The organism is Sporichthya sp. (assembly GCF_013815995.1).
In the GTDB taxonomy this organism is placed as follows: domain Bacteria; phylum Actinomycetota; class Actinomycetes; order Sporichthyales; family Sporichthyaceae; genus Sporichthya.
Genome location: NZ_JACDFE010000163.1, coordinates 1 through 10,763, shown reverse-complemented (window position 1 = coordinate 10,763; position 10,763 = coordinate 1). Strand labels below are relative to the sequence as shown.

Here is a 10,763-nt window from a genome sequence, read left to right as displayed (position 1 = left end):
GTGAGCGTCCCGGTGGCGAGCGTCCCGCCGGCCCCGAGGCCACCACCACCACCGCGGCTCCGGCCGAGGTCACGTCCGCGCCCGAGGGCGCAGCAGCAGGGGAGAGCTGAGCCATGCTGATCCCGCGTCGCGTCAAGCACCGCAAGCAGCACCACCCGGACCGCCACGGCGCGTCCAAGGGTGGCAACGCCATCGCGTTCGGCGAGTACGGCATCCAGGCCCTGGAGCCGGCGTACGTGACCAACCGGCAGATCGAGTCGGCCCGTATCGCCATGACCCGCCACATCAAGCGTGGCGGCAAGGTCTGGATCAACATCTACCCGGACCGTCCGCTGACCAAGAAGCCGGCTGAGACCCGTATGGGTTCCGGTAAGGGTTCGCCGGAGTGGTGGATCGCCAACGTCAAGCCCGGCCGCGTCATGTTCGAGCTGTCCGGTGTCGAGGAGCAGGTGGCCCGCGAGGCGATGCGTCGCGCGATCCACAAGCTCCCCATGAAGTGCAAATTCATCGTGCGGGACGGGGTGAACGGCTGATGTTCAAGCCCACAAGCTCCCCATCCAGTACTGCTGTTTTCATCGTGCGGGACGGGGTGAACGGCTGATGGCTGACGAGACCTCGGTGACCAACAAGGCTGCCACCGCGATGCGCGAGCTCGACGACGCCGAGCTGATGACCAAGCTGAAGGAGGCCAAGGAGGAGCTCTTCAACCTCCGCTTCCAGGCCGCCACCGGCCAGCTTGAGAGCCACGGCCGGCTGCGCGCCATCAAGAAGGAGATCGCGCGGATCTACACCACGATGCGGGAGCGCGAGCTCGGCATCACCACCTTTGAGGGCGTGGCATGAGCGAGACGACCGAGAACACCGCAGACTCGCAGGCGCGCGGGTTCCGCAAGGTCCGCGAAGGCCTCGTGGTCAGCGACAAGATGCAGAAGACCGTCGTGGTGGCCGTCGAGGACCGGGTCAAGCACCCGCTCTACGGCAAGGTCATCCGCCGCACCAACAAGCTCAAGGCGCACGACGAGAACAACGAGGCAGGCGTGGGCGACCGCGTCCTGCTCGCCGAGACCCGGCCGCTGTCCGCCACCAAGCGGTGGCGCGTGGTCGAGGTGCTCGAGAAGGCCAAGTAGCAGTTTTTCCCTATGCACAGTTCGTTCGGCCAGGCTCGGCCCCCATTTGGAACGCTGAGAACCGGCGCGACAACCAGGAGTAAGCAGTGATCCAGCAAGAGTCGCGACTACGTGTCGCCGACAACACGGGTGCGAAGGAACTTCTCTGCATCCGTGTGCTCGGCGGCTCGGGTCGGCGCTACGCGGGCATCGGCGACATCATCGTCGCCACCGTCAAGGACGCGATCCCGGGCGGCGGTGTGAAGAAGGGCGAGGTCGTCAAGGCGGTCATCGTCCGGACCACCAAGGAGCGTCGCCGCGGCGACGGTTCCTACGTCAAGTTCGACGAGAACGCGGCCGTGCTCATCAAGGACGGCGGGGACCCGCGCGGCACGCGCATCTTCGGCCCGGTCGGCCGCGAGCTGCGGGAGAAGCGCTTCATGCGCATCATCTCCCTCGCGCCGGAGGTGTTGTAGGCATGCGGATCAAGAAGGGTGACACCGTTCAGGTGATCACGGGCAAGGACCGCGGGGTCCGTGGCCGCGTCATCCAGGCCTACCCGGAGGCGGACAAGCTTCTGGTCGAGGGCGTCAACCGGATCAAGAAGCACACCAAGGTGAGCACCGGTCTCCGCGGCGCGAAGAGCGGCGGCATCGTCACCCAGGAAGCTCCGATCCACGTGAGCAACGTGATGCTCGTGGACCCTGAGGACCACCTGCCCACCCGTGTCGGCTACCGCCGCGACGAGGAGGGGCGCAAGGTCCGGGTCTCCAAGCGCACCGGTAAGGACCTGTGATGACGGCTACCGAAGAGACCACCAAGACCACCAAGACCGCAGAGACCGCCGAGAAGACCGTCGCCGAGAAGATCCCGGCCCGGCTCAAGGCGCGGTACCGCGACGAGATCGCGCCGGCCCTGCACTCCGAGTTCAGCTACGCGAACGTCATGCAGATCCCGAGCCTGGTCAAGGTCGTGGTCAACATGGGCGTGGGCGAGGCTGCCCGCGACTCCAAGCTCATCGACGGCGCGGTCCGCGACCTCGAGGCGATCACCGGCCAGAAGCCGCAGATCACCAAGGCGCGCAAGTCGATCGCCCAGTTCAAGCTGCGCGAGGGAATGCCGATCGGTGCGCACGTCACGCTGCGCGGCGACCGGATGTGGGAGTTCACCGACCGCCTGCTGTCGGTGGCGCTGCCCCGCATCCGTGACTTCCGCGGCCTCTCGCCCAAGCAGTTCGACGGGCGTGGCAACTACACCTTCGGCCTCAACGAACAGTCGATGTTCCACGAGATCGACCAGGACAAGACCGACCGTGTCCGCGGCATGGACATCACGGTGGTCACCACGGCCACCTCCGACGACGAGGGCCGCGCGCTTCTGCGTCTCCTCGGCTTCCCATTCGCCGAGATGCGGTAAGGAGAGCGACCCATGGCTAAGAAATCTCTGATCGCAAAGGCAGCACGGAAGCCCAAGTTCAACGTGCGGGCCTACACCAGGTGCCAGAAGTGCGGGCGCCCGCACTCGGTGTACCGCAAGTTCGGCCTGTGCCGCGTCTGCCTCCGGCAGATGGCCCACGCGGGCGAGCTTCCCGGCGTCACCAAGAGCAGCTGGTAGGGGGCAGACATGACGATGACCGATCCGATCGCGGACATGCTCGCTCGTCTGCGCAACGCCAACACGGCCTACCACGACACCGTGGCGATGCCGTACAGCAAGATCAAGAGCCACATCGCGGAGATCCTGCAGCAGCAGGGCTACATCGCCGGCTGGACCGTCGACGAGGTCGAGGGTGTACCCGGCAAGCGGCTCACCCTCGAGCTCAAGTACGGCCCGAGCCGTGAGCGTTCGCTGGCCGGCCTGCGCCGGATCTCCAAGCCGGGCCTGCGGGTCTACGCCAAGTCCACCGGCATGCCTCGCGTGCTCGGCGGCCTCGGCGTCGCAATCATTTCCACGTCGTCCGGCCTGCTGACTGATCGTCAGGCCGCCAAGCAGGGTGTGGGTGGGGAAGTCCTCGCCTACGTCTGGTAGCGGGGGGAGGCAGACATGTCGCGCATTGGCAGGCTTCCGATCCCGGTTCCCTCGAACGTCGAGGTCACGATCGCCGGCTCGGACATCACTGTGAAGGGCCCGAAGGGCACCCTCACGCACAGCGTCGTCACCCCGATCTCTGTGGAGAAGGGCGAGGACGGCGTTCTCACCGTCACCCGGCCCGACGACGAGCGCGATTCGCGTTCGCGTCACGGCCTGACCCGCACGCTGATCTCCAACATGGTGGTCGGCGTGACCGAGGGCTACGAGAAGAAGATGGAGATCGCGGGCGTCGGCTACCGCGTCGCAGCGAAGGGCTCCGACCTGGAGTTCGCGCTCGGCTTCAGCCACCCCGTCCCGGTCACGGCTCCTCCCGGCATCACCTTCGCCGTGGAGACGCCGACCAGGTTCTCCGTCTCGGGGATCGACAAGCAGCAGGTCGGCGAGGTCGCCGCGAACATCCGCAAGCTGCGCAAGCCGGACCCGTACAAGGGCAAGGGTGTGCGCTACGCCGGCGAGGTCATTCGCCGCAAGGTCGGAAAGGCCGGTAAGTAAGCCATGGCCGTCACTGTCAAGATCGGCAAGGGGATCGCGCGCAAGGGCATCGCCCGTAAGCGCCGTCACCTGCGGGTCCGCAAGAAGGTCGCCGGCACGACCGCGCGTCCGCGCCTCGTCGTCAACCGATCCAGCCGCCACATGGTGGCCCAGGTGGTGGACGACACCGCCGGCGTCACGCTGGCGTCTGCCTCGACCATGGACGCCTCGCTGCGCACCGCAGCCGGCGACAAGACTGACAAGGCACGCAAGGTCGGCGAGCTCGTCGCCGAGCGCGCCAAGGCCGCGGGAGTTTCCGCGGTGGTCTTCGACCGGGGTGGCAACCGCTACCACGGCCGGATCGCCGCGCTCGCCGATGGCGCCCGCGAGTCTGGATTGGAGTTCTAATGCCCGGACCACAGCGTCGAGGCCCCGCTGGGGGCCAGGGTGGCGGTCAGGCCGGCGGTCAAGGTGGCGGTCAAGGTGGCGGCGACCGTCGCGACCGTCGTGACGACCGTCGCGGTGGCGGCTCGCAGGAGAAGAGCGCGTTCGTCGAGCGCGTCGTCGACATCAACCGCGTTTCCAAGGTCGTCAAGGGTGGCCGGCGCTTCAGCTTCACCGCGCTGGTCGTCGTCGGCGACGGTGACGGCACCGTGGGCGTCGGCTACGGCAAGGCCAAGGAGGTGCCCGCGGCGATCGCCAAGGGCGTCGAGGAGGCCAAGAAGAGCTTCTTCAAGGTCCCCCGGATCCAGGGCACCATTCCCCACGCCGTGCAGGGCGAGAAGGCCGCCGGCGTCGTGATGCTGCGTCCGGCCAGCCCGGGTACCGGCGTCATCGCGGGCGGTGCCGTGCGCGCCGTCCTCGAGTGCGCCGGCATTCACGACGTGCTGTCCAAGTCGCTCGGCTCCGACAACTCCATCAACGTGGTGCACGCGACGGTCGACGCCCTGCGTCGGCTGGAGCGCCCCGAGGAGGTGGCCGCGCGTCGTGGCCTGCCGCTCGAGGACGTCGCCCCGCCGGCCATGCTCCGCGCGCGGGCGGCCGGACTGGCCAACCCCACGAGCACAAGGGCTTCCTGAGATGACGCAGCTCAAGATCACCCAGATCCGTTCCGGGATCGGCGGCAAGCAGAACCAGCGCGACACGTTGCGCTCGCTCGGCCTGCGCAAGATCCACCAGGAGGTCGTCCGCGAGGACGACGCGGTCACGCTCGGCATGATCAACGCCGTGCGGCACCTCGTCACGGTAGAGGAGGTCTAGGTAATGACGCTCAAGGTTCACCACCTGCGCCCCGCGCCGGGAGCCAAGACCGCCAAGATCCGCGTGGGTCGCGGCGAGGGCTCCAAGGGCAAGACGGCCGGCCGCGGTACCAAGGGCACCAAGGCCCGCTACCAGGTGCCGGCCCGGTTCGAGGGCGGGCAGATGCCGCTGCACATGCGGCTACCCAAGCTCCGCGGCTTCACCAACCCCTTCCGGGTCGAGTACCAGGTTGTCAATCTGGACAAACTGGAGGCTCTGTACCCGGCCGGCGGCGAGGTCACGGTCGACGATCTGGTCGCCAAGGGCGCGGTGCGGAAGAATCAGCCGGTCAAGGTGTTGGGAACAGGGGAGCTCACTGTTGCGCTCCAGGTAACGGTGCACAGGGTCTCGGGGTCGGCAGCCACGAAGATCACAGGCGCCGGAGGGACGGTCACCCCGCTCAGCTGAACGGTCGGTGAGCTAGCCTCCATCCACGAGTCCCGACCCGCCAGGCCGGCGCCCGCGCCGACCACCGACCGACAGTCCGCGCAGGAGGAACCGTGCTCACCGCGTTCGCGCAGGCGTTTCGCACGCCTGACCTGCGCAAGAAGCTGCTGTTCACCCTGGGCGTTATCGCGCTTTTCCGGTTGGGCTCGCAGCTGCCGACGCCAGGCGTCGACACGCAGGCAATCAACACCTGCCTCGAACCCGCTCTCGACGAGGGCGGGATCTACGGGCTGATCAACCTGTTCTCGGGCGGCGCGCTGCTCCAGCTGGCCGTTTTCGCTCTCGGGATCATGCCCTACATCACCGCCAGCATCATCATTCAGCTGCTCGTGGTCGTGATCCCGCGTCTGGAGACCCTCAAGAAAGAGGGTCAGGCCGGTACCGCGAAGCTCACGCAGTACACCCGGTACCTGACGATCGCGCTGGCGATCCTGCAGTCCACCGCGCTGATCGCGATCGCCCGCCAGCCGGGCCGGCTCCTGCAGGGCTGTGACCTGCCGCTGATCCACGACGTCGGCGCCTTCGGCATCATCACGATGGTTTCGATCATGACCGCCGGCACCGCGGTGATCATGTGGCTCGGTGAGTTGATCACCGACCGCGGCGTCGGCAACGGCATGTCGGTGCTGATCTTCACCCAGATCGCCGCGACCTTCCCGCAGCAGCTCTGGCAGATCAAGGTCGTCGAGGGCTGGTTCGTTTTCATCGTGGTCTGCGGCGCCGGCCTCGTGCTGGTCGCGGCCGTGGTCTTCGTCGAGCAGGCGCAGCGCCGCATCCCGGTCCAGTACGCGAAGCGGATGATCGGGCGCCGCATGTACGGCGGCACCAGTACCTACATCCCGCTGAAGGTGAACCAGGCCGGCATCATCCCGGTCATCTTCGCCTCGTCGCTGCTCTATCTCCCGGCGCTGGCCACCCAGATCGGGGATCCGACCTCGCAGTGGGCGATCTGGATCCAGAAGTACTTCACCCGCGGCGACCACCCCATCTACATGCTGACGTTCTTCGTCCTTATCGTGTTCTTCGCCTTCTTCTACGTCGCGATCACCTTCAACCCGACGGAACTCGCCGACAACATGAAGAAGTACGGCGGCTTCATCCCCGGCATCCGGGCCGGCCGTCCGACCGAGGAGTACCTGGACTACGTCCTGAACCGCATCACCACCGCCGGTGCGATCTATCTCGGCGTGATCGCTCTGATCCCGATGGTCGCGATCGGCGTGCTCGGTAGCAGCGCGACGCAGCAGTTCCCCTTCGGCGGAGCTAGCATCCTGATCATCGTCGGGGTCGGCCTGGACACGGTGAAACAGATCCAGAGCCAGCTGCAGCAGCGCAATTACGAGGGATTCCTGCGGTAGTGAGGATCGTCCTTGTGGGCCCTCCAGGCGCGGGGAAGGGGACCCAGGCCGAGTTCATCGCGGAGCATCTGTCGATTCCGAAGATCTCGACAGGTGACATCTTCCGCAAGAACGTCAGCCAGGGGACACCGCTCGGCGCGGAGGCCAAGAAGTACATGGATGCTGGTGACCTCGTCCCGGACGAGGTCACCATCGCCATGGTGAAGGACCGGATCAGCGAGCCGGACGCGGTCGGCGGCTACCTGCTCGACGGCTTCCCTCGCAACGTGGCCCAGGCCAAGGTCCTCGACGCCATGCTCGAGGAGATCGGCCACTGCCTCGACATGGTGATGGAGCTCGTCGTCGACGACGAGGAGGTCGTCCGGCGCCTGGCCGGCCGACGCACCTGCCGGGACTGCGGCCAGATCTGGCACATCGTCTTCGACCCGCCGGCCGACCCGGAGCACTGCGACCGCTGCAGCGGCGCGTTGTTCCAGCGGGACGACGACAAGGAGGCGACCATCCGCCACCGTCTTGAGGTCTACAACGAGCAGACCGCGCCGATCGTGGACTACTACGCCGACCGTTCGATGCTGGTCGGCGTGGACGCCACCGGGCCGGTCGAGAACGTCACCGGGCGCGCCATCGCCGCGCTGCGCCGGATGGAGAGCTGAGGCACAGCAGTGTTCCGACGGCGCCGCACCATCGAGTACAAGACGCCTCCGCAGATCCAGAAGATGCGGGTGGCCGGTCTGCTGGTCGGCGAGACCCTGGAGCTGCTGCGCAGTTCGGTCGAGCCGGGCATGACCACCAAGGATCTCGACGCGATCGCGGAGAAGAACATCCGCGCCGCCGGCGGGATACCCTCCTTCATCGGCGTGCCCGGCGGCCCCGGGGTACCGGACTTCCCGGCCACGTTGTGCACCTCGGTGAACGACGAGGTCGTGCACTGCATCCCCGGCCCGCGGGTGATCCGCGAGGGCGACGTGGTCTCCGTCGACTGCGGCGCGATCGTGGACGGTTGGCACGGCGACGCGGCGATCACCATTCCGGTCGGCGAGGTGGCTCCGGAGCACCTGGAGCTGCTGCGGGTGTGCGAGGAGGGCCTGTGGCGGGGGATGGCCGCGGCCACCCTGACCGGGCGGATCAACGACATCGGCGACGCCATCCAGGAGTTCGTGGAGAGCCAGGGCGAGTACGGCATCGTCGAGGAGTACGTCGGGCACGGCATCGGCAGCGAGATGCACATGCCGCCGCAGGTGCCCAACTACTCGGTGGCCGACAAGTTGGAGCGGATCCGGCCCGGGCTGGTGCTGGCCGTCGAGCCCATGATCAACCTGGGCGACCGGCGGACCCGGACGCTGGGCGACGGCTGGACCGTGACCACCGTGGACGGCAAGTACTCGGCCCACTTCGAACACACGTTCACCGTGACCGAGGACGGCCCATGGGTGCTGACCGCGCTCGACGGCGGCAAGGAACGGATCGCCGCGATCCGGGCCGCGACGTGAGCCACTATCCGATTTCGCCCAGCGCGCAGGCGTGACGTAGACTCGCCCGTCGGCTCCGAACGATCTTCATTCGGGCCGGTTTTGGCGTGAGAAGAAATTGTAAAGACGAAACGCGGAGGCTATGCCGAAGAAAGACGGTGCCATCGAGATCGAGGGCATAGTTGTCGAGTCACTCCCGAACGCCATGTTCCGGGTGGAGCTGGACAACGGTCACAAGGTCCTGGCGCACATCAGCGGCAAGATGCGGATGCACTACATCCGGATCCTGCCGGACGACCGAGTCGTCGTGGAGCTCTCGCCCTACGACCTGACCCGTGGGCGCATCGTCTACCGCTACAAGTAATTCGAACCGGCAGAAAGCAAGGGCATGAAGGTCAACCCGAGCGTCAAGAAGATCTGCGACAAGTGCAAGGTGATTCGCCGGCACGGTCGCGTCATGGTCATCTGCGAGAACCTGCGCCACAAACAGCGTCAGGGCTAGTAGCACCCCCTGCGCATCCACGGCCGCTTCGGGCGGCTGCACCCCCGGCACGGAGGCCGGGGCCCGAGCACTCGGGACGGATGCGCGCAGACCTCCGCCTGCGTTGAAGGACAAGCTGAATGGCACGCCTAGTCGGCGTCGACCTCCCGCGCGAAAAGCGCCTGGAGATCGCGCTCACCTACATCTTCGGCATCGGCCGTACCCGCGCGCAGCAGACGTGCGCCGGCACCAACATCGACCCGAACATGCGGGCGAAGGACCTCGGCGACGAGGAGTTGGTCGCGCTCCGCGACTGGATCGACTCCAACTACAAGACCGAGGGTGACCTCCGCCGCGAGGTTGCCGCCGACATCCGCCGCAAGGTGGAGATCGGGTGCTACCAGGGGATCCGGCACCGCCGCGGTCTGCCGGTGCACGGCCAGCGGACCCACACGAACGCCCGTACCCGTAAGGGCCCGCGCCGCGCCATCGCCGGCAAGAAGAAGCCCGGAAAGAAGTAGCCGATGCCTCCTCAGAGTCGCAAGCAGGGCGCCAAGAAGGTCCGGCGCAAGGAGAAGAAGAACATCGCGCACGGTCACGCGCACATCAAGTCGACGTTCAACAACACGATCGTGTCGATCACCGACCCGAACGGGAACGTGATCGCGTGGGCCAGCGCCGGCCACGTGGGCTTCAAGGGCTCGCGTAAGTCGACTCCGTTCGCCGCGCAGATGGCCGCCGAGTCGGCCGCCCGTCGCGCGCAGGAGCACGGCATGCGCAAGGTCGACGTGTTCGTGAAGGGCCCGGGTTCGGGCCGCGAGACCGCGATCCGTTCGCTGCAGGCCACCGGCCTGGAGGTCGGGTCGATCCAGGACGTCACCCCGTCGCCCCACAACGGGTGCCGCCCGCCCAAGCGCCGCCGCGTCTGACGCTTCGTCAGCCGCTGTCACCGCACCACCTAGTTCGCGACTTCAAATAGCGGTCGTCGCGGAGAGGCAGTACTCATGCTGATTGCACAACGCCCCACCCTGTCCGAAGAGGTCGTCACCGAGCACCGCTCCCGGTTCGTCATCGAGCCGCTCGAGCCCGGCTTCGGCTACACCCTCGGCAACTCCCTGCGCCGGACCCTGCTGTCCTCCATCCCGGGGGCGGCCGTGACGAGCATCCGCATCGACGGCGTGCTGCATGAGTTCACGACGGTGCCCGGTGTGAAGGAAGACGTCACCGACCTGATCCTGAACATCAAGGAACTGGTCGTCAGCTCCGAGCACGACGAGCCCGTGGTCATGTATCTGCGCAAGCAGGGCCCGGGGGACGTCACCGCCGGAGACATCCAGCCGCCGGCCGGCGTCGAGGTGCACAACCCCGAGCTCTCCCTCGCCACGCTGAACGGCAAGGGCAAGCTCGACATGGAGCTCACCGTCGAGCGCGGCCGTGGCTACATCTCGGCCCAGCAGAACAAGCAGACCGGCCAGGAGATCGGCCGGATCCCGATCGACTCGATCTACTCGCCGGTGCTCAAGGTGACCTACAAGGTTGAGGCGACCCGCGTCGAGCAGCGCACCGACTTCGACCGGCTGATCGTCGACGTCGAGACCAAGAACTCGATGCTGCCGCGCGACGCGATGGCCTCGGCCGGTAAGACCCTGGTCGAGCTGTTCGGTCTGGCCCGCGAGCTCAACATCGAGGCCGAGGGCATCGACATGGGCCCGTCCCCGACGGACGCCGCCCTGGCCGCCGACCTCGCGCTCCCGATCGAGGAGCTCGAGCTGACGGTCCGGTCGTACAACTGCCTCAAGCGCGAGGGCATCCACTCGGTGGGCGAGCTCGTCTCCCGGTCGGAGGCGGACCTCCTCGATATAAGGAATTTCGGGGCCAAGTCGATCGACGAGGTCAAGGCCAAGCTGCACGGCATGGGCCTGGCGCTCAAGGACAGCCCGCCCGGGTTCGACCCGAGCCTCGTGGTCTCCGACTTCGGTGGCGACGACGACGACCAGGGCTACGCCGAGACCGAGCAGTACTGACAGTCGGGGGGGGGGGG

21 protein-coding genes are annotated in these 10,763 nt (G+C 67.1%); all 21 read left to right on the top strand.

From position 1 onward, the window contains the following. The first annotated feature begins 113 nt into the window (after positions 1-113). The 21 genes from rplP to H0X00_RS16860 all read left to right on the top strand — a co-directional run bounded on the left by rplP (position 114) and on the right by H0X00_RS16860 (position 10,746). Positions 114-533 (top strand): 50S ribosomal protein L16, encoded by a 420-nt coding sequence (gene rplP / locus H0X00_RS16960; protein ID WP_293773146.1) that lies wholly within the window; start codon positions 114-116, stop codon positions 531-533. A gap of 67 nt (positions 534-600) precedes the next feature. Further along, positions 601-843 carry a 50S ribosomal protein L29 gene (gene rpmC, locus H0X00_RS16955; protein WP_367186671.1) on the top strand — a complete coding sequence of 81 codons (243 nt, stop codon included), beginning with the start codon at positions 601-603 and terminating at the stop codon, positions 841-843. After that, on the top strand, positions 840-1,127 hold the full coding sequence (rpsQ, locus tag H0X00_RS16950) for a 30S ribosomal protein S17 (protein ID WP_293773144.1): 288 nt from the start codon (positions 840-842) through the stop codon (positions 1,125-1,127). The genes rpmC and rpsQ overlap by 4 nt, the downstream gene beginning before the upstream one ends. A gap of 86 nt (positions 1,128-1,213) precedes the next feature. After that, a complete protein-coding gene (gene rplN / locus H0X00_RS16945) occupies positions 1,214-1,582 on the top strand; it encodes a 50S ribosomal protein L14 (RefSeq protein ID WP_293773141.1) in 369 nt (122 codons plus the stop codon). 2 nt (positions 1,583-1,584) lie between these two features. Beyond that, the gene (rplX, locus tag H0X00_RS16940; protein ID WP_293773139.1) at positions 1,585-1,902 is read left to right on the top strand and encodes a 50S ribosomal protein L24; all 318 of its coding nucleotides are present in this window, start codon (positions 1,585-1,587) and stop codon (positions 1,900-1,902) included. After that, positions 1,902-2,522 (top strand): 50S ribosomal protein L5, encoded by a 621-nt coding sequence (gene rplE, locus H0X00_RS16935; RefSeq protein ID WP_367186670.1) that lies wholly within the window; start codon positions 1,902-1,904, stop codon positions 2,520-2,522. The genes rplX and rplE overlap by 1 nt, the downstream gene beginning before the upstream one ends. A 12-nt stretch (positions 2,523-2,534) precedes the next feature. Then, the gene (locus H0X00_RS16930) at positions 2,535-2,720 is read left to right on the top strand and encodes a type Z 30S ribosomal protein S14 (RefSeq protein WP_293773137.1); all 186 of its coding nucleotides are present in this window, start codon (positions 2,535-2,537) and stop codon (positions 2,718-2,720) included. 9 nt (positions 2,721-2,729) lie between these two features. Then, a complete protein-coding gene (gene rpsH, locus H0X00_RS16925) occupies positions 2,730-3,134 on the top strand; it encodes a 30S ribosomal protein S8 (protein WP_293773135.1) in 405 nt (134 codons plus the stop codon). Between the two features lie 15 nt (positions 3,135-3,149). After that, the gene (rplF, locus tag H0X00_RS16920; RefSeq protein WP_293773133.1) at positions 3,150-3,689 is read left to right on the top strand and encodes a 50S ribosomal protein L6; all 540 of its coding nucleotides are present in this window, start codon (positions 3,150-3,152) and stop codon (positions 3,687-3,689) included. Positions 3,690-3,692: 3 nt separating this feature from the next. Next, positions 3,693-4,076: a 50S ribosomal protein L18 gene (gene rplR / locus H0X00_RS16915; RefSeq protein WP_293773131.1), complete on the top strand. Its 384-nt coding sequence runs from the start codon at positions 3,693-3,695 to the stop codon at positions 4,074-4,076. Next, on the top strand, positions 4,076-4,747 hold the full coding sequence (rpsE, locus tag H0X00_RS16910; protein WP_293773129.1) for a 30S ribosomal protein S5: 672 nt from the start codon (positions 4,076-4,078) through the stop codon (positions 4,745-4,747). Before rplR ends, rpsE begins: the two co-directional genes overlap by 1 nt. Position 4,748: 1 nt before the next feature. Beyond that, entirely contained in the window at positions 4,749-4,928 is a 180-nt protein-coding gene (rpmD, locus tag H0X00_RS16905) for a 50S ribosomal protein L30 (protein ID WP_293773127.1), read from the top strand. A 3-nt stretch (positions 4,929-4,931) separates the two neighbouring features. Further along, positions 4,932-5,375, top strand: coding sequence for a 50S ribosomal protein L15 (gene rplO, locus H0X00_RS16900; RefSeq protein WP_293773124.1), 444 nt, complete (start codon positions 4,932-4,934; stop codon positions 5,373-5,375). Positions 5,376-5,467: 92 nt separating this feature from the next. Then, the gene (gene secY, locus H0X00_RS16895; RefSeq protein ID WP_293773122.1) at positions 5,468-6,772 is read left to right on the top strand and encodes a preprotein translocase subunit SecY; all 1,305 of its coding nucleotides are present in this window, start codon (positions 5,468-5,470) and stop codon (positions 6,770-6,772) included. After that, positions 6,772-7,425 carry an adenylate kinase gene (locus H0X00_RS16890; RefSeq protein WP_293773119.1) on the top strand — a complete coding sequence of 218 codons (654 nt, stop codon included), beginning with the start codon at positions 6,772-6,774 and terminating at the stop codon, positions 7,423-7,425. The genes secY and H0X00_RS16890 overlap by 1 nt, the downstream gene beginning before the upstream one ends. 9 nt (positions 7,426-7,434) lie before the next feature. After that, positions 7,435-8,262 (top strand): type I methionyl aminopeptidase, encoded by an 828-nt coding sequence (gene map, locus H0X00_RS16885; RefSeq protein WP_293773117.1) that lies wholly within the window; start codon positions 7,435-7,437, stop codon positions 8,260-8,262. Positions 8,263-8,383: 121 nt separating this feature from the next. Continuing rightward, positions 8,384-8,605, top strand: a complete 222-nt coding sequence (gene infA / locus H0X00_RS16880; protein ID WP_293773115.1) for a translation initiation factor IF-1 — start codon at positions 8,384-8,386, stop codon at positions 8,603-8,605. Between the two features lie 24 nt (positions 8,606-8,629). Further along, positions 8,630-8,743: a 50S ribosomal protein L36 gene (rpmJ, locus tag H0X00_RS16875; RefSeq protein ID WP_018682809.1), complete on the top strand. Its 114-nt coding sequence runs from the start codon at positions 8,630-8,632 to the stop codon at positions 8,741-8,743. A 119-nt stretch (positions 8,744-8,862) separates the two neighbouring features. After that, positions 8,863-9,243, top strand: coding sequence for a 30S ribosomal protein S13 (rpsM, locus tag H0X00_RS16870; RefSeq protein ID WP_293773092.1), 381 nt, complete (start codon positions 8,863-8,865; stop codon positions 9,241-9,243). 3 nt (positions 9,244-9,246) lie between these two features. After that, positions 9,247-9,651: a 30S ribosomal protein S11 gene (rpsK, locus tag H0X00_RS16865; RefSeq protein WP_293773089.1), complete on the top strand. Its 405-nt coding sequence runs from the start codon at positions 9,247-9,249 to the stop codon at positions 9,649-9,651. 75 nt (positions 9,652-9,726) lie between these two features. Next, positions 9,727-10,746: a DNA-directed RNA polymerase subunit alpha gene (locus tag H0X00_RS16860; protein WP_293773086.1), complete on the top strand. Its 1,020-nt coding sequence runs from the start codon at positions 9,727-9,729 to the stop codon at positions 10,744-10,746. Positions 10,747-10,763: the final 17 nt, after the last annotated feature.

Coding starts and splice junctions, on each gene's coding strand:
- rplP (WP_293773146.1), top strand. CDS start 114: ATGCTGATCCCGCGTCGCGTCAAGCACCGCAAGCAGCACCACCCGGAC.
- rpmC (WP_367186671.1), top strand. CDS start 601: ATGGCTGACGAGACCTCGGTGACCAACAAGGCTGCCACCGCGATGCGC.
- rpsQ (WP_293773144.1), top strand. CDS start 840: ATGAGCGAGACGACCGAGAACACCGCAGACTCGCAGGCGCGCGGGTTC.
- rplX (WP_293773139.1), top strand. CDS start 1,585: ATGCGGATCAAGAAGGGTGACACCGTTCAGGTGATCACGGGCAAGGAC.
- rplE (WP_367186670.1), top strand. CDS start 1,902: ATGACGGCTACCGAAGAGACCACCAAGACCACCAAGACCGCAGAGACC.
- H0X00_RS16930 (WP_293773137.1), top strand. CDS start 2,535: ATGGCTAAGAAATCTCTGATCGCAAAGGCAGCACGGAAGCCCAAGTTC.
- rpsH (WP_293773135.1), top strand. CDS start 2,730: ATGACGATGACCGATCCGATCGCGGACATGCTCGCTCGTCTGCGCAAC.
- rplF (WP_293773133.1), top strand. CDS start 3,150: ATGTCGCGCATTGGCAGGCTTCCGATCCCGGTTCCCTCGAACGTCGAG.
- rplR (WP_293773131.1), top strand. CDS start 3,693: ATGGCCGTCACTGTCAAGATCGGCAAGGGGATCGCGCGCAAGGGCATC.
- rpsE (WP_293773129.1), top strand. CDS start 4,076: ATGCCCGGACCACAGCGTCGAGGCCCCGCTGGGGGCCAGGGTGGCGGT.
- rpmD (WP_293773127.1), top strand. CDS start 4,749: ATGACGCAGCTCAAGATCACCCAGATCCGTTCCGGGATCGGCGGCAAG.
- rplO (WP_293773124.1), top strand. CDS start 4,932: ATGACGCTCAAGGTTCACCACCTGCGCCCCGCGCCGGGAGCCAAGACC.
- infA (WP_293773115.1), top strand. CDS start 8,384: ATGCCGAAGAAAGACGGTGCCATCGAGATCGAGGGCATAGTTGTCGAG.
- rpmJ (WP_018682809.1), top strand. CDS start 8,630: ATGAAGGTCAACCCGAGCGTCAAGAAGATCTGCGACAAGTGCAAGGTG.
- rpsM (WP_293773092.1), top strand. CDS start 8,863: ATGGCACGCCTAGTCGGCGTCGACCTCCCGCGCGAAAAGCGCCTGGAG.
- rpsK (WP_293773089.1), top strand. CDS start 9,247: ATGCCTCCTCAGAGTCGCAAGCAGGGCGCCAAGAAGGTCCGGCGCAAG.
- H0X00_RS16860 (WP_293773086.1), top strand. CDS start 9,727: ATGCTGATTGCACAACGCCCCACCCTGTCCGAAGAGGTCGTCACCGAG.